The following is a 23,332-nucleotide window of genomic DNA, read 5'->3' on the forward strand; positions in this document are numbered from 1 at the left end:
CGCTCGCGGGGCGGCCCTGCTTGGTGGCGCCCGCGGAGGGGGCACCGGCGGAGGCGGACGGGGCGCCGGCGGTGGCCGGCGGAGTGGCGGCCGGGGTGCCGGTGGCGCCCGCGGACGGGGTGCCCGTCGGAGCCGGGGCGCTGACGCCGCTGGGGGCCGTGGCCAGGACCGGACGGAAGAACAGCTTGGCGGTGGTACCGACCTGGTCCGCCGCGTTCTGCCGGTCGCCGCCCTTGGGGATGTTCACGATGATCGTGTCCGACCCCTGGGTCTGGACCTCCGCCTCGGAGACACCCATACCGTTGACCCGGCGCTCGATGATCCCGACGGCGATGTCCATGTTGGACTTGCTGAGCGCCTTGGGATCGGTCGACTTCGCGGTCAGCGTGATGCTGGTGCCACCGGCGAGGTCGATCCCGAGCCGGGGCTTGGTGGTGCCCGTCCCGAACATGAGGGCGACCAGTCCGACGGTGACGACCAGGATGAGGGCCAGCGCCCGCCCTGGGTAGCCGTCGCGCGGGCGCGACTTGGGTGTTGCCACCTTGCTCGTTTCTCCCTGTCCATGCCACTTTCCCGGCCGTACCCCCGGCCGGCGATCGTCGGGACGGGGGTACGGCGGTTCTGCGGCCCTGAGGTCCTGTGGGCTCGCGGCACTGTGCCGCGCGAACGGGCGGGTTGCCCGTCCGTACTACTTGCTCGCGGGAGCCCCGCCCTCGGCATCGCCCTTCTCGGCGCTGTCCTTGGTGAGCGTCAGCGGCTTGTCCTCGACCGGCTCGGCGTCCTCGGCCTCCGGCTCGGGCAGCTCGTCATCGGCGGGGCGACCGTTGATGATCGCGTCGTACTCCTGGGGGTCCAGGACGGCCGCGACCGCGCTCTTGGTGAAGTGGGTGACCACGCCGGGCGCGATCTCCAGCTCGACGGTCTCCTCGTTGACCGCCTTCACCTGGGCGTACAGGCCACCGATGGTGCGCACACCGGCCCCGGGCTCCAGCGCGGTCTGCATCTGCTGCATCTGCTGCTGGCGCTTCTTCTGCGACCGGAACATGAGCACGATCGCGATGATCGGGAGGAGGAGGATGATGAGGTTCACTGCAGCCAGGGTCCTTTACGGGCCGCCGGCCGGCGGCCTGTGTGGTATTGGTCGGCCCGTCAGGTGAGAGGGGCGGTCCGGCGGAGTCTAGGCGACCCCGAATCGATCGGACAACGCCAAGCATCGCATCCTGCCGCCGAAAGTGGCGAGCCTCGTCCTGCACAGTTTCCCCGGACGTCGTTCCGGGCTTCTCCCTGTGCCACCACGGAAGCATCGGGTGGGAACCGCCCGACCGGACTCACCCGTTCAGCCGATGGCGGTCAACTTTCGTCGGCGGGGAACAGCTCCGACTGCGCCGGAACACTTCCGCGAGCGGTCCGGACCGCCGGGTTCTGTACCGGCGGGGTCAGACCCATGTGCTGCCAGGCCGCGGCGGTGGCGATCCGGCCCCGCGGGGTGCGGGCGAGCAGGCCCTCGCGGACCAGGAAGGGCTCGGCGACCTCCTCGACCGTCTCGGACTCCTCCCCCACGGCGACCGCGAGTGTCGACAAACCGACCGGACCGCCCCCGAACAGCCGCAGCAGCGCGTCCAGCACCGCGCGGTCCAGCCGGTCCAGGCCGCGGGCGTCCACCTCGTAGACATCCAGCGCCTGAGCGGCGATCCCGGCGCTGACCCTGCCGTCGTGCCGGACCTGGGCGTAGTCGCGGACCCGGCGCAGCAGCCGGTTGGCGATGCGCGGGGTGCCGCGCGAGCGCCCGGCGATCTCGGCCGCGCCGGCCGGGTCTATCTCCACGTCCAGGAGCGCGGCCGAGCGGTGCACCACCCGCTGGAGCTCGGACGGGGCGTAGAACTCCATGTGCCCGGTGAAGCCGAAGCGGTCGCGCAGCGGGGGCGGCAGCAGGCCGGCCCGGGTGGTGGCGCCGACCAGGGTGAAGGGCGGCAGCTCCAGCGGGATGGCGGTGGCGCCCGGCCCCTTGCCGACGATCACGTCGACCCGGAAGTCCTCCATCGCCATGTAGAGCATCTCCTCGGCCGGCCGGGACATCCGGTGGATCTCGTCGAGGAAGAGCACCTCGCCCTCGGTGAGCGAGGAGAGGATCGCCGCGAGGTCCCCCGCGTGCTGGATGGCCGGGCCCGAGGTGATCCGGATCGGGGCGCCCAGCTCGGCGGCGATGATCATGGACAGGGTGGTCTTGCCGAGCCCGGGCGGGCCGCTCAGCAGCACGTGGTCGGGCGCGCTGCCGCGCTTGCGGGCGGCCTGGAGCACCAGGGACAGCTGCTCGCGCACCCGCTCCTGGCCGATGAACTCGTCCAGCAGCTTGGGGCGCAGCGCCGCCTCCACCGCCTGGTCCTCGCCGTCGGCGGCGGCCGTGACCAGCCGGTCGGCGGGTTCCGGGTCGTACATCGTCGCGGGCTCCAGAATCTCCGGTGTCGACAAAGGGACAGATCGTCAGTGGTCAGCGGGCGCGGTTGAGGCCGCGCAGGGCGAGCCGGAGCAGGGCGCCGACGTCCGGCGTCGCCTGCGCCTCGGCCTCCGGCGTGACGGCCGCGACCGCGTCGTCCGCCTCCCGCGGGGCGTAGCCGAGGCCGGTGAGCGCGGAGTGCAGCTGCTCGGTCCACGGCGCCGGGCCGGCCGCGAGCGGCTTCTGCGCGGGCACGGCGCCGTGCGGGGCACCGAGCTTGTCCTTGTACTCCAGCAGCAGCTTCGCCGCCTTGGCCTTGCCGATGCCGGGCACCGCGACCAGGGCCTTCTCGTCGCCGCCCGCGATCGCGGCGCGCAGCGCGTCGGGGCTGTGCACCCCGAGGATCGCCTGCGCCAGCTTGGGGCCCACGCCGGGCGCGGCCTGGAGGATCTCGAACACGGAGCGCTCGTCGTCGTCCGCGAAGCCGAAGAGCGTCAGCGAGTCCTCCCGGACCACCAGCGAGGTGGCCAGCCGGGCCGGCTCGCCCAGCCGCAGTCCGGCCAGGGTGTTCGGGGTGCACTGCACGGCCATGCCGACCCCGCCGACCTCGACCACCGCGATCCCGGAGGAGATGGCCGCCACGGGCCCTTGGACGAAGGCGATCATCGGACGGTGCCTTTCGGAGGAGTGGAGCGTGCGGTGGTGCGGGCGGCCCGGACGGCGGCCTCCAGCCGGTTCGTCGCCCCGCCGCGCCAGATGTGGCAGATGGCCAGCGCCAGCGCGTCGGCGGCGTCGGCGGGCTTGGGCGGGGCGTCCAGCCGCAGCAGGCGCTGCACCATGGCGGTGACCTGCGCCTTGTCGGCCCGGCCCGAGCCGGTGACGGCGGCCTTGACCTCGCTGGGGGTGTGCAGGGTGACGGGTATGCCGCGCCGGGTGGCGCAGAGCATCGCGACGGCGCTGGCCTGGGCGGTGCCCATCACGGTGCGGACGTTGTGCTGGGCGAAGACCCGCTCGACGGCGACCAGGTCGGGCCGGTGCTCGTCCAGCCAGGCCTCGATGCCCTGCTCGACCCGGAGCAGCCGCTGCCCGATCTCCGCCTCGGCCGGGGTGCGCACCACGCCGACCCCGGCCATCCGCAGCGGCCGGCCCGGCGCGCCCTCGACCACGCCGACCCCGCACCTGGTCAGCCCCGGGTCCACGCCCAGTACCCGCACCACTCGCCCCGACTCCCTGCCACTCGCCGTGAAGGACCTCCGCAGGCTACCGCCCGGGTCCGACAACCCCACCGACGACACCGGCCCGGTGGTCCAGGGACCACCGGGCCGGGCAGTGAGAACGGTCACTCGCCGTCGATCGATCGATGCCGTGTCACTCGGCGTCGAGCTGCGCACCGACCTCGTCGGAGATGTCGAAGTTGGCGAAGACGTTCTGCACGTCGTCGCTGTCCTCCAGCGCGTCGATCAGCTTCAGGATCTTGCGGGCGCCGTCGACGTCCAGCTCGACCTGCATGCTGGGGAGGAAGTTGGCCTCGGCCGAGTCGTAGTCGACGCCGGCGTCGACCAGCGCGGTGCGCACGGCGACCATCTTCGAGGCCTCGGAGACGATCTCGAACGAGTCGCCGAGGTCGTTGATCTCCTCGGGCTCCTGGTCCAGGACGACCTCGAACAGCTTGTCCTCGTCCACGCCGTCGGCCTTGGGGACGATGACGACACCCTTGCGGGTGAACAGGTAGGACACCGAGCCCGGGTCGGCCATCGAGCCGCCGTTGCGGGTCATCGCGACGCGCACGTCGGAGGCCGCGCGGTTGCGGTTGTCGGTGAGGCACTCGATCAGGACGGCGACACCGTTGGGGCCGTAGCCCTCGTACATGATGGTCTGGTAGTCGGCGCCGCCGGCCTCCAGACCGCCACCGCGCTTGACGGCGCGGTTGATGTTGTCGATCGGGACCGAGCTCTTCTTCGCCTTCTGGATGGCGTCGTAGAGGGTCGGGTTGCCCGCCGGGTCGGGACCGCCGGTGCGCGCCGCCACCTCGATGTTCTTGATCATCTTGGCGAAGAGCTTGCCGCGCTTGGCGTCGATCACGGCCTTCTTGTGCTTGGTGGTAGCCCACTTAGAGTGGCCGGACATCGCCAGCTCCTTTACGTCGCCAAAGGGAAATGAACAGATGAGATCTTACCGGTGTGCCACCGGTGAGGCGCACACGGTCAACGCGCGGCCGCGGCGAGGTGCTCCTCGACCATCCGCACGAAGTACGCGTGCACCCGGTGGTCACCCGTCAGCTCCGGGTGGAAGGAGGTCGCCAGCAGGTTTCCCTGGCGCACCGCCACGATCCGGCTCTCCGGACCGTCCGCGGCGGGCAGCTCGGCCAGCACCTCGACGCCCGCGCCGACCGACTCGACCCAGGGGGCGCGGATGAAGACGCCGTGCACCGGCACGTCGTCCAGGCCCGCGAAGTCGATCCCCGACTCGAAGGACTCGTTCTGGCGCCCGAAGGCGTTGCGGCGCACCGTCATGTCGATGCCGCCGACGGTCTGCTGGTCCTCCCGGCCGTCCAGGATCTTGTCCGCCAGCATGATCATGCCCGCGCAGGTGCCGTAGACCGGCATCCCGGCGGCGACCCGCTCGCGCAGCGGGTCCATCACGCCGAACAGCAGCGCCAGCTTGGACATGGTGGTGGACTCCCCGCCGGGGATCACCAGCGCGTCGACCTCGGCCAGCTCCTCGGCGCGGCGCACCGGACGGGCGAGCGCGTCGGCCTCGGCCAGCGCCACCAGGTGCTCGCGGACGTCGCCCTGCAGGGCGAGGACGCCGATGACAGGAGTGCTCACGGTCTTCAACCTCTATCGATCGTTACGACGGACTACGTGGCGCGGCCCGCCGCGCACCGAGGCGCTGCGGCGGGCCGGCTCGGAACGGCGGGTGGCTACCAGCCGCGGTTGGCGTAGCGCTCGGTCTCCGGCAGGGTGTCGCAGTTGATGCCGACCATGGCCTCGCCCAGGTTGCGCGAGGCGTCCGCGATGACCTTCGGGTCGTCGAAGAAGGTGGTGGCCTTCACGATGGCGGCGGCGCGCTTGGCCGGGTCGCCCGACTTGAAGATGCCGGAGCCGACGAAGACGCCCTCGGCGCCCAGCTGGCGCATCAGCGCGGCGTCGGCCGGGGTGGCCACGCCACCGGCGGAGAACAGCACGACCGGCAGCTTGCCGAGCTCGGCGACCTCCTTGACCAGCTCGTACGGGGCGCGCAGCTCCTTGGCGGCGGCGTACAGCTCGTTGTTGTCGAAGCCGCGCAGCTTGGCGATCTCGTTCTTGATCTGGCGCAGGTGGCGGACGGCCTCGACGACGTTGCCGGTGCCGGCCTCACCCTTCGAACGGATCATGGCCGCGCCCTCGGCGATGCGGCGCAGGGCCTCGCCCAGGTTGGTGGCGCCGCAGACGAAGGGGGTGGTGAACGCCCACTTGTCGGAGTGGTTGATCTCGTCGGCCGGGGTCAGCACCTCGGACTCGTCGATGTAGTCGACGCCCAGCGACTGCAGCACCTGGGCCTCGACGAAGTGACCGATGCGGGACTTGGCCATCACCGGGATGGAGACCGCCTCGATGATCTCCTCGATCATGTTCGGGTCGGACATGCGGGCCACGCCGCCGTCCTTGCGGATGTCCGCCGGAACCCGCTCCAGGGCCATGACGGCGACCGCGCCGGCGTCCTCGGCGATCTTGGCCTGCTCGGCGTTGACCACGTCCATGATCACACCGCCCTTGAGCTGCTCGGCCATGCCGCGCTTGACCCGGGCGGTGCCGATCTGCGGCTGGTCTGCGGTGGTGGGGGTGGTGGACACGTGAGACCTCACTCGAAGATGAATCAGTGCTATCGCCCTATGGTAGGCAGACCGAATGGCCCCATCATGCGCCACCAAGTCCAGCCCGGACGACGGGATACGACAAACGGGCCGTATCCGGGGGACACCTTAAGCAGGCGCCCCTTCGGGCGTGAGGGCGGGCGGCGGGGCATCGTCCATTTCGAACGCCAGTGGGAAGGGCGCCTTGCCCGCCAACCGGAAGTACCGCACCAGCCGGTGCTCGCGCACCGCCCGGGCCGCCCGCACCGCGTCGTTGTGGAACCGACGGGCCATCGGCACCCGCCGCACCGCGGCCGTCAGATCACGAACCGCGTCCTCACCGCCCGGCTCGGCCATCAGCGCCGCCACCTGCTCCGGCTCCTCGAACACCGCCCGCAGCGCCAGGCTCAGCTGGCTCTCCGCCACCTCGCGCTGCTCGTCCTCGGCCTGCCGCGCCGCGTGCGCCGCGTCCAGCAGCAGCAGCGAGGCCGCCGGGTCCAGCAGCGAGGACGTCGCCAGTTCCATCGCCACCGAGGCCCGACGGACCAGCTGCGCGTCCAGCGCCGCCCGCGCGGCGTCGATCCGGGCGTGCAGCCGGTCCAGACGGCCGGCCGTCCAACTCAGGTACATGCCGAACAGCACCACGGCCACGCCGGCCCAGATCCAGGTAGTCACGGGCCGCTACGTTACCGGGTGTCACCGGTTCAGCCCTGGGCGGTCGCGTTCCGGTAGCTCTCCCGGTCGATGTCCGCGACGTTCACCGCCGTGAACAACCGGGTGCCCGGCCGCGGCCGGACGTACTGCGCCAGCAGCGCCAGCACGCCCTCGCTCAGCGCCGCCTTCGCCTCCGGCGTACGGCCCGGGAAGATCTGGAACTCCACGAACACCTGGGTGTCGCCGTCCGCCCCGCCGGTGCCGACCACCAGTTCCTCGCTCTGCCGGAACACCGTCCTGCAGGACTCCGGCTTCGCGTCGATCGTCGTCTCCGCCAGCCGGTTGATCGCCAGGCCGAGGCCCCGGCGGTCGAAGGTGCCGGCCAGGTCGGCCGAGTAGTCGACGGAGATCTGCGGCATGTGTGCCCCCGTGGATCGCAGTGGTGCGGACGCCCGACCCTAACCCCGCCGACGCGGACCCCCGGCCCCGGCCCCGCCGACGCGAACCGCTAGTCGCGGGCCAGCCCGAACCGGCCCCGCCGACCGCTGCGCTCGTCCTCCTCGACCACCGCCGCGTTGCCGGCCGTCACCGTCTCGTAGACCGCCAGGATGTCCGCGCCCACCGTCGACCAGTCGAACCGCCGCACGTGCCGTGAGGCGGCCTCCCGCAGCTCCTCCAGCCGGGCCGGGTCCCCCAGCAGCCGCAGCGCCGTACGGGCCAGGGCGTCCGCGTCCTCCACCGGGAACAGCTCGCCCGCGTCCCCGCCGTCCAGCACCTGCTTGAACGCGTCCAGATCGCTCGCCAGCACCGGCGCGCCCGCGGACATCGCCTCGACCAGGATGATCCCGAAACTCTCGCCACCGGTGTTCGGCGCCACGTACAGGTCCACGCTGCGCAGCAGCCTGGCCTTGTCCCGGTCGCTCACCATGCCGAGGAACTCCACCTGCGCGCGCACCTCGGGCGCCAGGCCCGCGACGGCCTCCTCCTCGTCGCCCTTGCCCGCGACCAGCAGCCGCACCCCCGGCCGCTCCGCCAGGATCCTCGGCAGCGCCGCCAGCAGCGTCGGCAGGCCCTTGCGCGGCTCGTTGATCCGGCCGATGAAGCCGATCGTGCCCGGCTCGCCCTTCGCCGCCCCGCCCGTCCAGCGCTCGTCCGACTCGGCCTCGGCGAAGAAGCCCACGTCCACGCCGTTCGGGATCACCACCGCGTCCCCGCCCAGGTGCTCCACCAGGGTGCGCCGGGCGTACTCCGACACCGCGATCCGGGCCCGCATCTTCTCCAGCCCCGGCTGGAGGATCGGCGAGGCCGCGATCATCACCCGCGACCGCGGGTTGGACGTGTGGAACGTCCCCACCATCGGCCCGGTCGCCGACCACGCGGCCAGCATCGACAGGCTCGGCGCGGCCGGCTCGTGCACGTGCAGGATGTCGAAGCGCCCATCGTGCAGCCAGCGCCGCACCCGCGCCGCCGACAGGATCCCGAAGCTCAGCCGCGCCACCGACCCGTTGTACGGCACCGCCACCGACCGCCCGGCCGGGACCACGTACGGCGGCAGCGCCTCGTCGTCCTCGGCCGGCGCCAGCACCGACACCTCGTGCCCCAGACCGATCAGGTGCTCGGCCAGGTCCCGGATGTGGAACTGCACCCCACCGGGGACGTCCCAGTCGTACGGGCAGACGATGCCGATCTTCACGGATTCCTCGAGCTCCTTCGGACGGTCGTGCGGACGGCGCGGCGTGACGGCGGGACAGCGGGACGGATCAGGACCCGGAGGCCTCGGCCGCGGGCTCCGGAACGACCGCCGGAGCGGTCTGCGAAGCGGCCGCCGTACGCCCCCCTGGCGCCGCCCCCACCGTCTCACGGCGCGGCAGGTCCGCCAGCCAGAACCGCTGCAGCATGTGCCAGTCCTGCGGGTACTCGCGGATGCCCCGCTCCCACACGTCCGCCATCGCCTGGGTCATCGCCCGGGTGCGCTCCTTGCGGTCGCCCTCCTCGGGCACCGCGACCTCGGGGTGGATCCGCCCCCGCAGCACCGGGCCGTCGTACCAGAGCGTCACCGGCAGCAGCGCCGCCCCGGTCCGCTGGCACAGCGCCGCCGGACCGGCCGGCATCCGGGTCTCCTCACCGAAGAACGACACCCCGATGCCCGCCTCCGACAGGTCCCGGTCCCCCACCAGGCAGACCAGCCGGCCCGCGCGCAGCCGCCGCGCCAGCGTGCCGATCACGTTCACCGACCCCCCGGTCAGCGCCAGGACCTCCATGCCCTGGCCCTCCCGGAACTCCACGAACCGGTCGAACAGCCGCTCCGGCTTCAGCCGCTCCGCGACCGTGGTGAACGGGTAGCCCCGCTGCGCCACCCAGGTCCCCGCGAGGTCCCAGTTGCCCATGTGCGGGAGCGCTATGACCGCGCCCCGCCCGGCCTCCATCGCCGCCCGCAGGTGCTCGAAGCCGTCGACCCGCACGTCCCGGGCCACCCGCTCCCGGCTCCACACCGGCAGCCGGAACGACTCCATCCAGTACCGCAGGTACGAGCGCATCCCGGCCCGGGACAGCTCCCGCATCGCGGCCTCGTCCAGCCCGGGACGGACCCGGCGCAGGTTCGCCTCCAACTGCAGCACCCGCTTGCCGCGCTTGCGCCACGCGTAGTCCGCCAGCCGGTCGAACAACCCCCGGGCCACCCGCTCCGGCAGGTGCTTCAGCAGCCCCCACCCCAGCGCGTACGCCCAGTACACCAGTCGGTCCGTCACCGCAGGACGCCCCCCATCAGCTCCCGGCCGCCGCTCGGTCGGCCTCGAACGCCTCCCGGCGCACGGTCAGCATCCGCTGGAACACCGTCACCAGGCTGCCCGCCGCCACCAGCCACAGCGCCACCGGCAGCAGCCACTCCACGTACGGCACACCGAACGTGTGCAGACCCGCGACCCCGGCCGCCACCAGGCTGGCCACCAGCCGCTCGGCCCGCTCCACCAGCCCCGACACGTCGCACGGCAGACCCTGGCTCTCCGCCCGGGCCTTCGTGTACGACACCACCAGGCCGCTCGCCAGGCAGAAGATCGCCACCGCGCAGAGCAGGTTGTCGTCACCCTTGCCCGCGTACCACATCGCCAGACCACCGAAGATCGCCGCGTCCGCGACCCGGTCCAGGGTGGAGTCGAGGAACGCCCCCCACTTCGTGCTCCGACCCAGCTGGCGGGCCATGTTCCCGTCGACCAGGTCCGAGAAGATGAACAGCGTGATCGTGATGGTGCCCCAGAAGAACTCCCCACGCGGGAAGAACACGAGGGCACCGGCCACCGAACCGGCGGTACCGATCAGCGTCACGGCGTCCGGGCTCACGCCCAGGCGGATCAGGAACGCGGCGAACGGGGTCAGGACACGTGTGAAGAAGGCACGCGCGTATTTGTTGAGCATGGCCTTCCCAGCCGCTCCGATCTCCCAGATACCCGCCTGGCGCAGAACGCGCGGCAGGCGGCCGGGCGGATCAGCCCGTCCGGCCCACCCATCGTAGCCACGCCGAGGACACGCTCCGGCGCACGCACCGCCGGACGCCGCCCCCGCCACCGCGCACACACGGACGGTCACCGACCACCCGTGCGACACACGCCCCGTCCGGACCCGACCGGCCGTACGAAACGCGCCGCCACGACACCCGCACCTAGACTGCGATGGACAGCCTCGGCGCCACGGGAGGAGACCCCGATGCCCGACCGCAGCACGGTACGAGCCGGCCAGGCACCCGCCGTCACCGGCCCCAAGGACCTGCGCAACGTCGTCCTGATCGGCTCCAGCGGTGTGGGCAAGACCACCCTCGCCGAGTCCCTCGCACTCGCCGCCGGAGCCACCGGCCGGGCCGGCCGCGTCGCCGACGGCACCACCGTCTCCGACCACGAGGACATCGAGCACCAGCAGCAGCGCTCCGTCCAGCTCGCGCTCCTCCCGCTCGAATGGAAGGGCGTCAAGATCAACCTGATCGACCCGCCCGGCCACCCCGACTTCACCGCCGACCTGCGCGCCGCCCTGCACGCCGCCGACGCCGCCGTCTTCGTCGTCTCCGCCACCGACCCGGTCACCGCCCCCACCCGCGCCCTGTGGCGCGAGTGCGCCGCCGAGGGCATCCCCCGCGCCATCGCCGTCGCCAAGCTCGACCTCGCCCGCACCGGCTTCGACGAGATCCTCACCGCCTGCCACGACGCCTTCGAACTCGGCCCCGACACCCTCCGCCCGCTCTTCCTGCCCGTCCTCCACGACGGGCACCCCGACGGCTCCGTGGACCTCCTCACCGGCGACACCTACGGCGACACCGACCCGCTGCCCGACACCGCCCCCGCCCACGACAGCCTCGTCGAGGCCATCTCCGGCCAGGACGACACCCTCATGGAGCGCTACCTCTCCGGCGACCCCCTCGACACCGACTCCCTCGAGGCCGGCCTGCGCCGCGAGGTCCTCTCCTGCGCGCTCCACCCCGCCGTCCCCACCAGCGAGAACGGCCTCGGCGCCGCCGAACTCCTCGACCTCGTCGTGCACACCTTCCCCGACCCCACCGAACGCACCCGCCCCGGCCCCGCCTGCGACCCCGACGCCCCGCTCGCCGCCCAGGTCGTCCGCGTCACCGGCGACGCCTACGTCGGCCGGATCAGCCTGCTGCGCCTGTACGCCGGCACCCTGCGCCCCGACACCAAGATCCACCTCGCCGGGCCCGCCCACACCGCCGACCAGAACGGCGACGAACGCGTCACCGCCCTCACCAGCCCCTTCGGCAAGCTCCAGCGGCCCGTCCCGCACGCCGTCGCCGGCGACCTCGTCTGCGCCGCCAAACTCACCACCGCCCGCGCCGGCGACACCGTCCACGACCCCGGCCACCCCGTCGACCTCGACGGCTGGACGCTCCCCGAGCCGCTGCTGCCGATCGCCGTCGAGGCCCACAGCAAGGCCGATGACGACAAGCTCTCCCAGGCCCTCGCCCGCCTCACCGCCGAGGACCCGGCGCTGCGCCTGGAACAGAACCCCGACACCCACCAGCTCGTCCTCTGGTGCACCGGCGAGGCCCACGCCGAGGTCGTCCTCGACCGCCTCCGCACCCGCCACGGCGTCCACGTCGACACCGTCGAGCCGAAGGTCGCGCTGCGCGAGACCTTCGGCACCGCCGCCGCCGGCCACGGCCGCCTGGTCAAGCAGTCCGGCGGCCACGGCCAGTACGCCATCTGCGACCTGGAGGTCGAACCGCTGCCAGCCGGCTCCGGCTTCGAGTTCCAGGAGCACGTCGTCGGCGGCGCCGTCCCCAAGCACTTCATCCCGTCCGTCGAGAAGGGCGTGCGCGCCCAGCTCGTCAAGGGGGTCGCCACCGGGTACCCGCTGGTCGACGTGCGGGTCACCCTCACCGACGGCAAGGCGCACTCCGTCGACTCCTCCGACGCGTCCTTCCAGAACGCCGCCGCCCTCGCCCTGCGCGACGCCGCCGAGCACGCCGTCATCCGCCTGCTCGAACCCGTCGCCGCCGTCAGCGTCCTGCTGCCCGACGACTACCTCGGCGCCGTCCTCGGCGACCTCTCCGCCCGCCGCGGCCGGGTCCTGGGCACCGAGACCGGCGGCACCGGCCTCACCCTGCTGCGCGCCGAGGTCCCTGAACTCGAGCTCGTCCGCTACCCGATCGACCTGCGCTCGCTCACCCACGGCACCGCCGAGTTCTCCCGGGCCTACCTGCGCCACGAACCCATGCCCGCAGCCCTGGCCGAGCGCTACACCGACTGAGCGCTCCCGCGGCCGGGGGCTCGCACGGGCCGGACGCTGCTACGAGCCGGCGGTCTTCCGGTCGGGCAGCGCGCACGCCGCCGTACCCCCCGGCATCCGGTGCCGGTTGCGCGCCACCCAGCGGTAGGCCGTCCCCGCGAGCGGCCGCACCGGCGCCGCCGTCAACACGGCGCCCAGGTATGCCCACGCCCCGCCGGAGCGCATCAGCAGCCGCGCAACCGCCTGCGCGCCCCCGTACACCCGGCCGGTCGGCGTCACCCAGAGCACCTCGCGCTCCGCCCGCTCCGCCGAGACCTCGCCGCGCCCGCCCGCGCGCCCGTCCAGCGCCGCCAGGTCCGCGAACCGGAACGGCACCGCCTCCCAGCCCCCCGAGGCCAGCGTCTGCCGCAGGTACCGCTCCGCCCAGCGCACGCAGGACGAGCAGAACGAGCAGTCCCCGTCGAAGACCAGCACCGGATCCTTCACGGCCGCTCCCCTTTCCTCGCTTCCACCGTCCATCCTGCCCCACCTCCCCCGTCGCCCCCGCCGTGGGCATCGACCTGCCCGAAGCCGGGCATCATTCCCGGCGGGCCTCCGGTGACGGCACTTCGGACGATCATCCGCGCGGGGGTGCCACGGCACGGTAACCTGCCGCTGACAAGGGGAGGAGGGGACGCCACCGTGACCACACTCGACATGACCCCGGGTGCGCAGATACCCCGGACCGACACCGGACCGCAGACCGCCATCACCCAGGGGCTCTCCTCGACCGCCTACCGCGACGGCGAGGTCAGCGGCTTCGTCGGCGCCGTCACCGACGCCACGGAGAAGAAGGGCCGTTTCGCGCTCTTCCGCCCCAACCTCGGCGAGGCGTTCAGCAAAGCGCTGATCTCCCGCGCCCTGGGCGGCGGCCGCAAGCCCCTCGTCCCGGCCTTCGGAGTCGACACCCGCCAGGTCGTCGAACACTGCCTGGCCGCCGAGGAGCTGCGCAACACCCGCGACCGGCAGCTCAGCAGCGTCTCCATCGCCACCGGCGCGCTCTTCCTCCCCGGCACCCTGGTCTGGCTCGCCGCCTTCCAGCTCCGCGCGTGGCTCAAGCGGGACAACCCGAAGAACGCGGACGCCTACGGTGCCCTGGTGCTCCTCGCGGCCGCGGCCCTCGCCATCTACCTCGCGATCCGCCCGCCGGCCACCGGCTTCATCGGCGTCTACCTGCGCATCACCATGCTCGCGCCGGTCATCGGCTGGTACCTGGCCCGCCGGATCGTCGAGCGCTCCGCCAAGGAGCTGCGCGCCCGCTGGCAGGCCCTGGTCGAGGGCAGCGCGGTGGCCGCCTCCGTCGCCAAGGCCGTCCCCCGGGACGACCTCGACAAGAAGGCCACCGACCTGCGCGACAAGCTCGGCCGCCTGGACGCCGAGCAGGAGACCAACATCCACCACTACGCCGGCCCCAAGGGCATCCTCGGTGCCGGCCGCCGCTGGGGCGAGTGGCGCCTCGCCGACACCCTCCACCCCGCCGAGGGCCACGTCGACTTCCGCGCCTTCCACCCCTGGGACCTGATCCGCCGGATCTCCTCCCACCTCAAGGGCCTGGGCGTCAGCCACGTCGCCAACAGCGGCATCCCCAACGTCGCCATCAAGCAGTGGGTGGTCTTCGACGTCGGTGCGGGCGCCGACGAGATCAGCCGCCCCGGCAACGCCGACATGGACGGCGACCGGATGCGCGACTTCGCCGTGCAGAGCGTCGCCGACAAGCAGACGTTCTCCGGCGGCCCCCGGCACTACCTCGCGACCCAGTTCATCACCCACGACGGCAAGCTGGTCCTCACCTTCACCGTCACCGTCACCCTGCTCGCCAACGTCCTGAACATCACCGTGTCCGGGTACGCGCTCGGCCCGGTCAAGGGCGTGTTCTTCGACAAGCCGAAGGACAAGGAGAAGTCGGTCGCCAAGAGCGTGAAGTTCTGGGAGGAGCGCACCGTCAAGCTCCCCCTGATCGACAACGACGAGGTCGTCCGCCAGGCCGTCCGCGCCCCCTTCTACCGGATGCCCGGCCTGCTCACCTGGCTCGGCGGCGGGCTCGGGCTGCCCGAGCCCTTCGGACTGCGGCACATCTGGGCCGGCCGGGCCTGGGAGAACCGCTCCATGGTCGACAACGCCCAGAACGCCTCCGTCCCGGTGCTCGCCGCCGTCCACGCGGCCACGCTGGAGTTCCTGGAGGAGCACGACCTGGACGCCGACCGCTTCTTCAAGAACCGCACCTCGATCATCAAGTCCGAGGCGCAGAGCCCCCGTCCGTACGACGTGGACACCTTCAACGCCGGCTGACCCCGGGAGAACACGAGGGAGGGCCCCGCCGAACGTCTCGGCGGGGCCCTCCCTCGTGCGGTGACCGGATCAGCCCCGCGGCCAGACCTCGGCCAGCATCTTCCGGGTGTCCGCCAGCAGCTGCGGCAGCACCTTGGTGTGGCCGACCACCGGCATGAAGTTGGTGTCCCCGCCCCAGCGCGGCACCACGTGCTGGTGCAGGTGCGCCGCGATCCCGGCCCCGGCCGCCGCGCCCTGGTTCATCCCGATGTTGAACCCGTGCGCGCCGGAGGCCGCCCGCAGCGCCGTCATCGCCTTCTTGGTGAAGTCCGCCAGCTCGGCCGTCTCGGCCTCGTCCAGCTCGGTGTAGTCGGCCACGTGCCGGTACGGGACCACCATCAGGTGCCCGCCGTTGTACGGGTACAGGTTCAGCACCGCGAACACGGCGCTCCCCCGGGCGATGACCAGCCCGTCCTCGTCGCTCAGGGACGGGATCGAGCAGAACGGGCAACCGTCGTCCGGAGCCGGGCCTGTGGGCTTGTTCTCCCCCTGGATGTAGGCCATCCGATGGGGGGTCCACAGGCGGCGGAAGCCGTCCGGCTCACCGACGCCCCGCTGCAGTTCCGGCTCAGTCGTCATGCTGATCAGCATATTCGCCCGGCGGTGCTTGCAAAGCCGCGCGGGGCAGACTCATCGAGAGCCTGCCCCGCGCAACCCCGCGAACGCGGGGCCTACGGCATCTTGGCCTTGTGCGCGTTCCGAATCTTCGGACTACCCCCGCTCAAGCGGGGCCCACATCACACCTGGATACGACGCGCCACGGCATCAACGATCTCGGCGATGGCCTCGTCACGGGGCACGCCGTTCTTCTGCTCGCCGTTGCGGTAGCGGAAGGACACCGCGCCCGCCTCGACATCGTCGTTGCCCGCGATCAGCATGAACGGCGTCTTGCTCCGCTGCGCGTTCCTGATTTTCTTCTGCATGCGGTCGTCCGAGGTGTCCACCTCGACCCGGATCCCGTGCTTCTTCAGCTCGGCCGCGACCTCCAGCAGGTACGGCACGTGCTCGTCGGTGATCGGGATGCCGGTCACGGTGACCGGGGCCAGCCACGGCGGCATGGCGCCGGCGTAGTGCTCCAGCAGCACCGCGAAGAAGCGCTCGATGCTGCCGAACAGCGCACGGTGGATCATGACCGGCCGCTGGCGCGAGCCGTCCGCCGCCGTGTACTCCAGGTCGAAACGCTCGGGCAGGTTGAAGTCGAGCTGGATGGTGCTCATCTGCCAGGTCCGGCCGATGGCGTCCTTCGCCTGCACCGAGATCTTCGGGCCGTAGAAGGCCGCGCCGCCCGGGTCCGGGACCAGCGGGAGACCCTGCTTCTCGGCCACGCCCGCCAGGACGGCGGTGGCCTCCTCCCAGGCCTCGTCGGTTCCGACGTACTTCACCGGGTCCTTGGTCGACAGCTCCAGGTAGAAGTCGGTCAGACCGTAGTCGCGCAGCAGGTTGAGCACGAAGGTCAGGGTGGAGTCGAGCTCCTCCGCCATCTGCTCGCGGGTGCAGTAGATGTGGGCGTCGTCCTGGGTGAAGCCGCGGGCCCGGGTCAGGCCGTGCACCACACCGGACTTCTCGTACCGGTACACCGTCCCGAACTCGAAGAGGCGCAGCGGCAGTTCACGGTACGAGCGGCCGCGCGCGTCGAAGATCAGGTTGTGCATCGGGCAGTTCATCGGCTTGAGGTAGTAGTCCACGCCCTCGTCGAGCTGCATGGGCGGGTACATGCCGTCCGCGTACCAGTCGAGGTGGCCGCTCTTCTCGAAGAGCTTCCCCTTGGTGGCGTGCGGGGTGTAGACGAACTCGTAGCCCTCCTCCTCGTGCCGCCGGCGCGAGTAGTCCTCCATCGCCCGGCGGATGATGCCGCCCTTGGGGTGGAAGACGGCGAGGCCGGAGCCGATCTCCTCGGGGATGGAGAAGAGGTCGAGCTCGTTGCCGAGCTTGCGGTGGTCGCGCTTCTCGGCCTCGACCAGGAAGTCGAGGTGGGCCTTGAGCTCGTCCTTGGTCGGCCAGGCGGTGCCGTAGATGCGCTGGAGCATCGGGTTGCGCTCGCTGCCGCGCCAGTAGGCGGCCGCGTTGCGCATCAGCTTGAACGCCGGGATGTGCCGGGTGCTGGGCAGGTGGGGGCCTCGGCAGAGGTCGCCCCAGCACTGCTCGCCGGTTTTGGCGTCCAGGTTGTCGTAGATGGTGAGCTCGCCGGCGCCGACCTCGACATCGGCGCCCTCGCCGGCGGTGGCGGCGGAGCCCTTGAGGCCGATCAGCTCCAGCTTGTACGGCTCGGCGGCCAGTTCCTCGCGGGCGGACTCGTCGGTGACCACGCGGCGGGAGAACTTCTGCCCGCGCTTGATGATCTCCTGCATGCGCTTCTCGATGGCCTTGAGGTCATCGGGGTGGAAGGGCTTCTCGACGTCGAAGTCGTAGTAGAAGCCGTCCTTGACCGGCGGGCCGATGCCGAGCTTGGCCTCGGGGTAGAGCTGCTGCACGGCCTGGGCCATCACGTGCGCGGTGGAGTGGCGCAGGATGTCGAGGCCGTCCTTGCTGCTGATCTCGACCGGCTCGACCTCCTCGCCGTCCCGGACGACGTACGCGAGATCCTTGAGCTGGCCGCCGACCCGGGCGGCGATGATCGAGCGGTCGTCGGCGAAGAGCTCGGCGGCCGTGGTGCCCGTCGTCACCACGCGCTCTTCCCGATCGGGTTCGCGGCTGATGATTACCCGGACGTCCGTCACCGGTCTCTCCTGACGTGCTGGATTTCAGAGGGCGCAACACTGCGCTGCGCGTGACGATGGTACCGAGAGCGCCGCCCCCGCCGTCCACCTACGCCCCTTCTCCCCCTCCTTCCGCCGTCTCCCCGAGCGACTTCAGCAGCCTTTCGCGGTCCCCGTCCTCCCAGCCGCGGAGCTCCAGTCCGTGCGGGCGGGTCAGCCGGCGGAAGCCGCCGTGCCGGTCCAGCCGGCCGGAGACCCGTACGGGCAGGCCCGCGAGGTGGGCCTCGGCGGCGAGCCGGTAGTCGGGGTCGGGCAGGCGGAGCCTGAGTTCGCGGACCTCGGCGCCGGCCAGTACCCGCAGCCGTACCGAGCCGGGGCCGGCCGGGTCGGCGCGCTTGAGCCGGGTGACCACGCCGACCACGGTGACGTCGACGGAGGGTTCGATCCGTTCCAGCAGATCGGCGGCCTCCGCCAGGGCGGGCAGGTCGCCGGGCGAGAAGTCGAGGTCGATCCGGCGGTCCCCGAAGCCACCCGGTGTCCCGGCGGTGGGCGACCAGGCGACGCTGAGCCGGGCGGCCGTCGCGTTCCGCACCAGGTCCTCGACGGACCGGACGAGCTCCCGGCTGACCCCGGCCCGGACGGCGTTCCCGAAGGCCTCGGGCCCGCCGCTGACCCTGCGGTAGTCGACCGCGTCGCGCAGCGCCTCCAGCGCGCGGACCAGGGTGGTCACGGCGGCGCGGCCCTCGGGGGCCGGGGTGTGGGCGGTGAGGGCGGCCCCCTGTTCGACCAGCAGGACCTGCTCCAGGAAGTCCCCGGCGAGGCCGTCCAGCCGGGCGCCGAAGTAGCCGGCCCTGATGCGGGCGGCCTTGGCGCCGGCGGCGAGCATGCCGCGGGCCGACTGCCGGAGCCGCTCGGCCTCGTCCCAGGGGGTGGTGCCGGCGGGGCCGGCCGGCTCGCGGTGCCAGCGCAGTTCGTCGCCGGGGACGGCGAGGGCGAGCAGGATCGAGCGGGCGGAGGGGGTGCGGGAGCGGGAGAGCGCGGTCACGGCGTCGGTGAGCAGTTCGACGGCGTCCTCGAAGCCGTCACCGGCCGGGACGAGCAGGCTGGTGCCGGGTTCGTCGTCGGGCGGGGTCCACCGTCCGTACCGGGCGGCCGGGCCGCCTCGGCGGACCCAGCCGTGCCGGGCGAGCAGGGTGGCCAGCACCGCCGGGTCGACGGCGGCCGGGTCGGGCAGGGGCCGGGCCGGATCGCCCGGTCCGTACGGCGGTGTCATGGGTCCGGTTCCTCCCTGCCGGGGCCGGGCCGTCACGGGCTGCCGCCCGCGCCGACCCGGGCCATGATGTCGCAGAGCGCGCGGTCGTCGAAGACCTCGGCGGTGGGTACCCGGACGTTGGTGCGCCGCCGCCCGGTGACCGGGTGGCCGGCCAGGTTGATCCAGTAGCAGCAGTGCCGCAGCTCCAGGGCGTCCGGGCGGGCCCGCAGCCAGTGGTCGACCCGGCGCGGCAGCAGCATCACGACCAGGATCCGCGGCACGGCGACCCGCGGCCGGGCGAGCTTGCGCAGGTGGTCGTTGTCCAGGGTGAAGCTGAAGAACGGCCCGGCGGGGTCGGGCGCGACCTGCTGGGTGGCCTTCAGCTGAATCTTGACGGTGACCTCGTCGTCCACCTCGTGCGCCCGGGAGCCGTGGCTGACGTGCCAGTCGATGCCGTTGTCCGGGAACGGCTGGGAGAGCGAGCAGCCGGCCGCGGCCGCGACCGCGTGCAGGTAGCCGACCTGAAGGGTCTCCATGCACGCCGTCACCGCGAGGTTCCCGCGCAGTACGGCCGCCGCCTCCTCGGGCTGCGGCTGGGTCAGTGCCATCGCCCCGTGGCCTCCCCGGCTCCGGGCCCGTCCCGGCCCGGACGGGCCGGCCGATTCGAACGGGACAGTCATCGGCAGGATCCCCGGTCGGGCTTGGGCCAAACGGGTTGAAGGGGCGTCAGAACCGGGTATCAACCGGGCGCAACGCTCGTCTGAGGGGCCGTCATGCAGCAGCACTGGTACACCGGACCACTCGCCTCCTTCGACACCGAGACGACCGGCGTGGACGTCGAGAACGACCGGATCGTCTCGGCCGCCCTGGTCGTCCAGCTCGCGCCGGGCACGCCGCCCCGGACCACCACCTGGCTCGCCGATCCGGGCGTGCCGATCCCGGACGGCGCCCGCGCGGTGCACGGCATCACCGACGAACAGGTGCGCGCCCACGGCCGGCCGGCCCGCACCGTGGTGGCGGAGGTCACCCGCGCGCTGGCGGCCGAGGCGCTGGCCGGGCGTCCGGTGGTGGTGATGAACGCGCCCTACGACCTGACGCTGCTGGACCGGGAGCTGCGCCGTCATCACGGGCTGACGCTGGCCACCGGACTGTCGGCGGCCGGCCTGGTGGTGATCGATCCCCGGGTGCTGGACAAGCACGTGGACCGCTACCGCAAGGGCCGCCGGACGCTGACCGACCTGTGCGCCCACTACGGCGTGGAGCTGGCCGGGGCGCACGACGCGGCGGCGGACGCGACGGCGGCGCTGGCCCTGACCCGGCGGATCGGCGCCCGCTACCCGGCGGCGCTCGGCGGGCTGTCGGCGGCGGAACTGCACCTGCGGCAGGCGATCTGGCACGCGGCGCAGGCGCGCGGGCTGCAGAACTGGTTCGACCGTTCGGGCACCCCGGAACGGGTGGACCTGTCCTGGCCGCTGCGGCCGGCCCGGTGCGGCTGCGGGCGCCGGCTGGAGCCGGAGCACCGCTGCGAAGCGGCGGCGTGAACGGGGCGGCCCGGCGTACCGGGCCGGAACGCGCCGCAGGCCCTGACCGGTTTCCTGGTCAGGGCCTGCGTGCTGTCCGGTGGGCGATACTGGGATCGAACCAGTGACCCCTTCGGTGTGAACGAAGTGCTCTCCCGCTGAGCTAATCGCCCGGGCAACGAGAAGAACTGTAGCACCATTCAGGGCTGGTCGTACAACTCGCCCGTCCGGGCAGGCCGACGCCTCCGCAGAACTCGCGCTCCGCACGGAAGATGACAGCGCCTCAGCCGATTACCGACGGCCCTTCGGGCGGAATCCGGAAATACACGTGAGGCCCAGCCGATAATCGGCTGGGCCTCACGTATCACAATGCATTCCGGTGGGCGATACTGGGATCGAACCAGTGACCCCTTCGGTGTGAACGAAGTGCTCTCCCGCTGAGCTAATCGCCCGGGTGCAGAGAAAACATTACCGCATCCCGGAGGGTGCTCCGAACACCTCCCCCGCCGGCGGCCCCGCCCGGGCGGGTCAGCTCTCGTCCAGCCGCCAGGGGACGACCAGGCCGTAGCGGGCGAGGTACCAGCCGCCCACCCCGACGAGGACGGCCAGCCCGATCGCGGTGAGCGTCAGGTTGCGGCGGCGCACCCGCGGGTCCATGGCCCGCTGGGCGGCCTCGGCGACCTTGCGCCGGGTCCAGCGCAGGGCCAGCTGGGCCCAGACGAACTCGGTCGCCCAGATCCCCATCCCGAGGAAGATCACCAGCCAGCCGGGACCGGGCAGCGGGAGCATGACCAGCCCGAGCGCCACCACGGCGAGGCCGGCCAGGAAGATCGCCACCTGCCAGATCCGGTGCAGCGCCGGGGAGCGGCGAACGAAGGCCGGGGCCCGTGAGCCGACCGCCCGTCCGCCGTCGACGGTTGCGTCAACCGCCGCAGTCGCTTCACCCGATCCCGCGTTCCCGGCCGCCTTGTCGTTTCGCACAGTCATGCCAGGAAACTAACCAAGATGTGCCGGGGAATGCCCGGCCCGGCCGCTGCGGGGCGATTCCGCAATGCGCCGTAAGGGGTACGACTCGCGCCCGAATCGGGACAGAGGGGTTTACATCGGTCTTGGGGGTGGGATGGTCCGTTCGCCGACGTGCGATTCCCCGAGCGCACACTGAGCGAAAGGCCATGGCGCTTATGAACACCACGGTCAGCTGCGAGCTGCACCTGCGCCTCATCGTGTCCAGCGAGTCCTCACTGCCCGTCCCCGCGGGCCTGCGCTACGACACCGCCGACCCCTACGCCGTGCACGCCACGTTCCACACGGGCGCCGACGAGACCGTGGAGTGGGTGTTCGCCCGAGATCTCCTCGCGGAGGGGCTGCACCGACCCACCGGTACCGGAGACGTCCGGGTGTGGCCGTCGCGCAGCCACGGGCAAGGGGTGGTCTGCATCGCACTGAGCTCTCCTGAAGGAGAAGCCCTGCTGGAGGCCCCGGCCCGAGCGCTTGAGTCCTTCCTCAAGCGGACGGACGCCGCGGTGCCCCCCGGCACCGAACACCGTCACTTCGACCTCGACCGGGAGCTGTCCCACATCCTCGCCGAAAGCTGACCCCGTCCGGAGGGCGGTGACGCCCCGCTGTCGGCGGGGCCGCACCCCCTGCCGTCATCGCAGCCGTCCTACTCGGGGGCACGGCAGCGGACTCAGCCGCGCACGACGCGGTCTCGGGGCCGGTGAGCGGCCCCGCTCCCACCGGAGCGGACGCCCCGCACCGAAGGCGCCCGGCGCCGAGGCCGGTCATCCCCACGGATGGCCGGCCTCGACGCCGGGCGCCGACGTCTTCGCGGGGCCCTGCACGTCCGGTGGCGCCACCCGCCGCCGCTGGGCGCGTCGGACGGCGCCGGACACCACCCCGGGGCCCGACGGCCCGATCCGCGCCCGGTTTCGGGCGCCTTGCCGGACTCCGCACACATCTTCGAACAAAGGCTCCGCCCCGCCGGTACGAGGCCCGGTATGGTCTGGGGTAACCGCGGACGCGGGGTATCGGAGTCCCCTGCGCGAGGAGCCCCCAACGTGCTGATCACCCATGACACCGAGTGCGCGCTGAGCCTCCTCGTGGAGCTGCTCAACACCGCACCCGAGGTGTGCGGCGCCGAGCGGCTGCCGGACGTCGCCGCGCTGGACGCCTTCGTGGTCCGCCAGGAGATCAGCGAAATCGACACGCTGACCGAGGACGACCTGCGGCGGGTGCACGAGCTGCGCACCCGGCTGCGCGAGGTGTTCGCCACCGAGTCCACCGAGGCCGCCGCCGAGCTGGTCAACTCGCTCGTCGCGGCCGCCGGGACGACACCCCGGCTGACCAACCACGACGACCACGACTGGCACATCCACTACTTCGCGCCGCACGCCGCGCTCGGCGACCACCTGGCGGCCGAGCTGGGCATGGCGCTGGCCTTCATCCTGATGGCCGGCGAGCGGGATCGGCTGCGCCGCTGCGAGGCACCGGACTGCGCGCGGGTCTTCGTGGACCTCTCCCGGAACCGCTCGCGGCGCTACTGCGACAGCCGCACCTGCGGCAACCGGCTGCACGTCGCCGCCTACCGCGCGCGGCAGCGGTCGGCGGAGACCGTCCCCTCCGCCTGACCCGCCCCGCCCGTCCGGCCCCATTCGGGCCCTTCCGCTCAGATGCCGCGCTTGCGGAGGATCTCCTCGATGTCGGCGAAGTCGCCGAGGCCGTCCTCCCGCGGGGCCGCGGACTGCTTCTTCGGAGCCCTGGGCGCGGGCGCCACCGCCGGGCGCTCGGGCGCCGAGCCCATTTGACATCGATGTGATGCGAGAACTCGGCCTTCAGGTGATACGAACC

At 72.4% G+C, this 23,332-nt stretch carries 23 protein-coding genes, 2 tRNA genes and 2 pseudogenes; 5 read left to right on the forward strand and 22 right to left on the reverse strand.

Features of this window, described 5'->3' with window-relative positions; all coding sequences use genetic code 11:
* The 13 genes and pseudogenes from AB0E96_RS19925 to pgsA all read right to left on the reverse strand — a co-directional run.
* Positions 1 to 541: pseudogene (locus tag AB0E96_RS19925) on the reverse strand (protein translocase subunit SecD); the annotation flags it as partial.
* Positions 542 to 688: 147 nt separating this feature from the next.
* A complete protein-coding gene (yajC, locus tag AB0E96_RS19930; protein WP_359825301.1) occupies positions 689 to 1,090 on the reverse strand; it encodes a preprotein translocase subunit YajC in 402 nt (133 codons plus the stop codon).
* 260 nt (positions 1,091 to 1,350) lie between these two features.
* The gene (ruvB, locus tag AB0E96_RS19935) at positions 1,351 to 2,436 is read right to left on the reverse strand and encodes a Holliday junction branch migration DNA helicase RuvB (RefSeq protein WP_359825304.1); all 1,086 of its coding nucleotides are present in this window, start codon (positions 2,434 to 2,436) and stop codon (positions 1,351 to 1,353) included.
* 52 nt (positions 2,437 to 2,488) lie between these two features.
* Positions 2,489 to 3,100, reverse strand: a complete 612-nt coding sequence (gene ruvA / locus AB0E96_RS19940) for a Holliday junction branch migration protein RuvA (protein ID WP_359825307.1) — start codon at positions 3,098 to 3,100, stop codon at positions 2,489 to 2,491.
* Entirely contained in the window at positions 3,097 to 3,648 is a 552-nt protein-coding gene (ruvC, locus tag AB0E96_RS19945; protein ID WP_359825348.1) for a crossover junction endodeoxyribonuclease RuvC, read from the reverse strand. The genes ruvA and ruvC overlap by 4 nt, the downstream gene beginning before the upstream one ends.
* Positions 3,649 to 3,802: 154 nt before the next feature.
* Positions 3,803 to 4,561: a YebC/PmpR family DNA-binding transcriptional regulator gene (locus AB0E96_RS19950; protein WP_049651428.1), complete on the reverse strand. Its 759-nt coding sequence runs from the start codon at positions 4,559 to 4,561 to the stop codon at positions 3,803 to 3,805.
* Positions 4,562 to 4,638: 77 nt separating this feature from the next.
* Entirely contained in the window at positions 4,639 to 5,262 is a 624-nt protein-coding gene (gene pdxT / locus AB0E96_RS19955) for a pyridoxal 5'-phosphate synthase glutaminase subunit PdxT (protein WP_359825311.1), read from the reverse strand.
* A gap of 95 nt (positions 5,263 to 5,357) precedes the next feature.
* Positions 5,358 to 6,269, reverse strand: coding sequence for a pyridoxal 5'-phosphate synthase lyase subunit PdxS (pdxS, locus tag AB0E96_RS19960; protein WP_359825313.1), 912 nt, complete (start codon positions 6,267 to 6,269; stop codon positions 5,358 to 5,360).
* Between the two features lie 129 nt (positions 6,270 to 6,398).
* Positions 6,399 to 6,899: a hypothetical protein gene (locus AB0E96_RS19965; RefSeq protein ID WP_359825351.1), complete on the reverse strand. Its 501-nt coding sequence runs from the start codon at positions 6,897 to 6,899 to the stop codon at positions 6,399 to 6,401.
* A 74-nt stretch (positions 6,900 to 6,973) separates the two neighbouring features.
* A complete protein-coding gene (locus tag AB0E96_RS19970; RefSeq protein ID WP_359825315.1) occupies positions 6,974 to 7,342 on the reverse strand; it encodes an isomerase in 369 nt (122 codons plus the stop codon).
* Positions 7,343 to 7,431: 89 nt separating this feature from the next.
* Complete coding sequence (locus AB0E96_RS19975; RefSeq protein WP_359825317.1) at positions 7,432 to 8,616, reverse strand: glycosyltransferase family 4 protein; 1,185 nt, start codon at positions 8,614 to 8,616, stop codon at positions 7,432 to 7,434.
* 67 nt (positions 8,617 to 8,683) lie between these two features.
* On the reverse strand, positions 8,684 to 9,670 hold the full coding sequence (locus AB0E96_RS19980) for a phosphatidylinositol mannoside acyltransferase (RefSeq protein WP_359825320.1): 987 nt from the start codon (positions 9,668 to 9,670) through the stop codon (positions 8,684 to 8,686).
* Between the two features lie 16 nt (positions 9,671 to 9,686).
* The gene (gene pgsA, locus AB0E96_RS19985) at positions 9,687 to 10,334 is read right to left on the reverse strand and encodes a phosphatidylinositol phosphate synthase (RefSeq protein ID WP_359825323.1); all 648 of its coding nucleotides are present in this window, start codon (positions 10,332 to 10,334) and stop codon (positions 9,687 to 9,689) included.
* Between the two features lie 288 nt (positions 10,335 to 10,622).
* On the opposite strand from pgsA, the gene AB0E96_RS19990 reads away from it, so the two are divergent.
* Positions 10,623 to 12,671 (forward strand): elongation factor G-like protein EF-G2, encoded by a 2,049-nt coding sequence (locus AB0E96_RS19990; RefSeq protein ID WP_359825325.1) that lies wholly within the window; start codon positions 10,623 to 10,625, stop codon positions 12,669 to 12,671.
* A 39-nt stretch (positions 12,672 to 12,710) separates the two neighbouring features.
* Here AB0E96_RS19990 and AB0E96_RS19995 read toward each other — a convergent pair whose 3' ends face one another.
* Positions 12,711 to 13,136 (reverse strand): DUF393 domain-containing protein, encoded by a 426-nt coding sequence (locus AB0E96_RS19995; protein ID WP_359825328.1) that lies wholly within the window; start codon positions 13,134 to 13,136, stop codon positions 12,711 to 12,713.
* A gap of 195 nt (positions 13,137 to 13,331) precedes the next feature.
* Between AB0E96_RS19995 and AB0E96_RS20000 the strand changes: the two genes are divergently transcribed.
* Positions 13,332 to 14,978: a hypothetical protein gene (locus AB0E96_RS20000; RefSeq protein ID WP_359825329.1), complete on the forward strand. Its 1,647-nt coding sequence runs from the start codon at positions 13,332 to 13,334 to the stop codon at positions 14,976 to 14,978.
* 69 nt (positions 14,979 to 15,047) lie between these two features.
* Here the strand turns inward: AB0E96_RS20000 and AB0E96_RS20005 are convergent, their stop codons facing one another.
* The 4 genes from AB0E96_RS20005 to AB0E96_RS20020 form a co-directional block, all read right to left on the reverse strand.
* Positions 15,048 to 15,608, reverse strand: coding sequence for an HIT domain-containing protein (locus AB0E96_RS20005; protein WP_359825332.1), 561 nt, complete (start codon positions 15,606 to 15,608; stop codon positions 15,048 to 15,050).
* Between the two features lie 146 nt (positions 15,609 to 15,754).
* Positions 15,755 to 17,734, reverse strand: coding sequence for a threonine--tRNA ligase (gene thrS, locus AB0E96_RS20010; RefSeq protein ID WP_359825334.1), 1,980 nt, complete (start codon positions 17,732 to 17,734; stop codon positions 15,755 to 15,757).
* Between the two features lie 88 nt (positions 17,735 to 17,822).
* Positions 17,823 to 18,986, reverse strand: coding sequence for a hypothetical protein (locus AB0E96_RS20015; protein WP_359825337.1), 1,164 nt, complete (start codon positions 18,984 to 18,986; stop codon positions 17,823 to 17,825).
* Between the two features lie 32 nt (positions 18,987 to 19,018).
* Positions 19,019 to 19,573, reverse strand: a complete 555-nt coding sequence (locus tag AB0E96_RS20020) for a DUF4365 domain-containing protein (RefSeq protein WP_359825338.1) — start codon at positions 19,571 to 19,573, stop codon at positions 19,019 to 19,021.
* A gap of 165 nt (positions 19,574 to 19,738) precedes the next feature.
* Here AB0E96_RS20020 and AB0E96_RS20025 point away from each other — a divergent pair, with 165 nt between their 5' ends.
* Complete coding sequence (locus AB0E96_RS20025; RefSeq protein ID WP_359825341.1) at positions 19,739 to 20,506, forward strand: exonuclease domain-containing protein; 768 nt, start codon at positions 19,739 to 19,741, stop codon at positions 20,504 to 20,506.
* Between the two features lie 80 nt (positions 20,507 to 20,586).
* Here the strand turns inward: AB0E96_RS20025 and AB0E96_RS20030 are convergent.
* The 3 genes from AB0E96_RS20030 to AB0E96_RS20040 form a co-directional block, all read right to left on the reverse strand.
* Positions 20,587 to 20,658: transfer RNA gene (locus AB0E96_RS20030), tRNA-Val, on the reverse strand.
* 207 nt (positions 20,659 to 20,865) lie between these two features.
* Positions 20,866 to 20,937 (reverse strand) — tRNA-Val (locus tag AB0E96_RS20035).
* Positions 20,938 to 21,013: 76 nt separating this feature from the next.
* Complete coding sequence (locus AB0E96_RS20040; protein ID WP_359825343.1) at positions 21,014 to 21,472, reverse strand: TIGR02611 family protein; 459 nt, start codon at positions 21,470 to 21,472, stop codon at positions 21,014 to 21,016.
* Between the two features lie 194 nt (positions 21,473 to 21,666).
* Here AB0E96_RS20040 and AB0E96_RS20045 point away from each other — a divergent pair, with 194 nt between their 5' ends.
* Together AB0E96_RS20045 and AB0E96_RS20050 are read left to right on the forward strand one after the other, a co-directional pair.
* Complete coding sequence (locus AB0E96_RS20045; RefSeq protein WP_030056266.1) at positions 21,667 to 22,080, forward strand: SsgA family sporulation/cell division regulator; 414 nt, start codon at positions 21,667 to 21,669, stop codon at positions 22,078 to 22,080.
* A gap of 462 nt (positions 22,081 to 22,542) precedes the next feature.
* Positions 22,543 to 23,112 carry a CGNR zinc finger domain-containing protein gene (locus AB0E96_RS20050; protein ID WP_359825345.1) on the forward strand — a complete coding sequence of 190 codons (570 nt, stop codon included), beginning with the start codon at positions 22,543 to 22,545 and terminating at the stop codon, positions 23,110 to 23,112.
* Positions 23,113 to 23,150: 38 nt separating this feature from the next.
* Here the strand turns inward: AB0E96_RS20050 and AB0E96_RS20055 are convergent.
* Positions 23,151 to 23,332: pseudogene (locus tag AB0E96_RS20055) on the reverse strand (hypothetical protein); the annotation flags it as partial.

It is taken from the genome of Kitasatospora sp. NPDC036755 (genome assembly GCF_040636595.1).
Lineage (GTDB): Bacteria > Actinomycetota > Actinomycetes > Streptomycetales > Streptomycetaceae > Kitasatospora.

Bases quoted from the DNA above. Each gene is read 5' to 3' on its own strand.
- AB0E96_RS20025 (WP_359825341.1), top strand. From the start codon at position 19,739: ATGCAGCAGCACTGGTACACCGGACCACTCGCCTCCTTCGACACCGAG.
- AB0E96_RS20040 (WP_359825343.1), bottom strand. From the start codon at position 21,472: ATGACTGTGCGAAACGACAAGGCGGCCGGGAACGCGGGATCGGGTGAA.
- AB0E96_RS20015 (WP_359825337.1), bottom strand. From the start codon at position 18,986: ATGACACCGCCGTACGGACCGGGCGATCCGGCCCGGCCCCTGCCCGAC.
- AB0E96_RS20005 (WP_359825332.1), bottom strand. From the start codon at position 15,608: ATGCTGATCAGCATGACGACTGAGCCGGAACTGCAGCGGGGCGTCGGT.
- pgsA (WP_359825323.1), bottom strand. From the start codon at position 10,334: ATGCTCAACAAATACGCGCGTGCCTTCTTCACACGTGTCCTGACCCCG.
- ruvB (WP_359825304.1), bottom strand. From the start codon at position 2,436: ATGTACGACCCGGAACCCGCCGACCGGCTGGTCACGGCCGCCGCCGAC.
- AB0E96_RS20045 (WP_030056266.1), top strand. From the start codon at position 21,667: ATGAACACCACGGTCAGCTGCGAGCTGCACCTGCGCCTCATCGTGTCC.
- AB0E96_RS20020 (WP_359825338.1), bottom strand. From the start codon at position 19,573: ATGGCACTGACCCAGCCGCAGCCCGAGGAGGCGGCGGCCGTACTGCGC.
- AB0E96_RS19950 (WP_049651428.1), bottom strand. From the start codon at position 4,561: ATGTCCGGCCACTCTAAGTGGGCTACCACCAAGCACAAGAAGGCCGTG.
- AB0E96_RS19965 (WP_359825351.1), bottom strand. From the start codon at position 6,899: ATGTACCTGAGTTGGACGGCCGGCCGTCTGGACCGGCTGCACGCCCGG.
- ruvA (WP_359825307.1), bottom strand. From the start codon at position 3,100: ATGATCGCCTTCGTCCAAGGGCCCGTGGCGGCCATCTCCTCCGGGATC.
- AB0E96_RS19970 (WP_359825315.1), bottom strand. From the start codon at position 7,342: ATGCCGCAGATCTCCGTCGACTACTCGGCCGACCTGGCCGGCACCTTC.
- AB0E96_RS19990 (WP_359825325.1), top strand. From the start codon at position 10,623: ATGCCCGACCGCAGCACGGTACGAGCCGGCCAGGCACCCGCCGTCACC.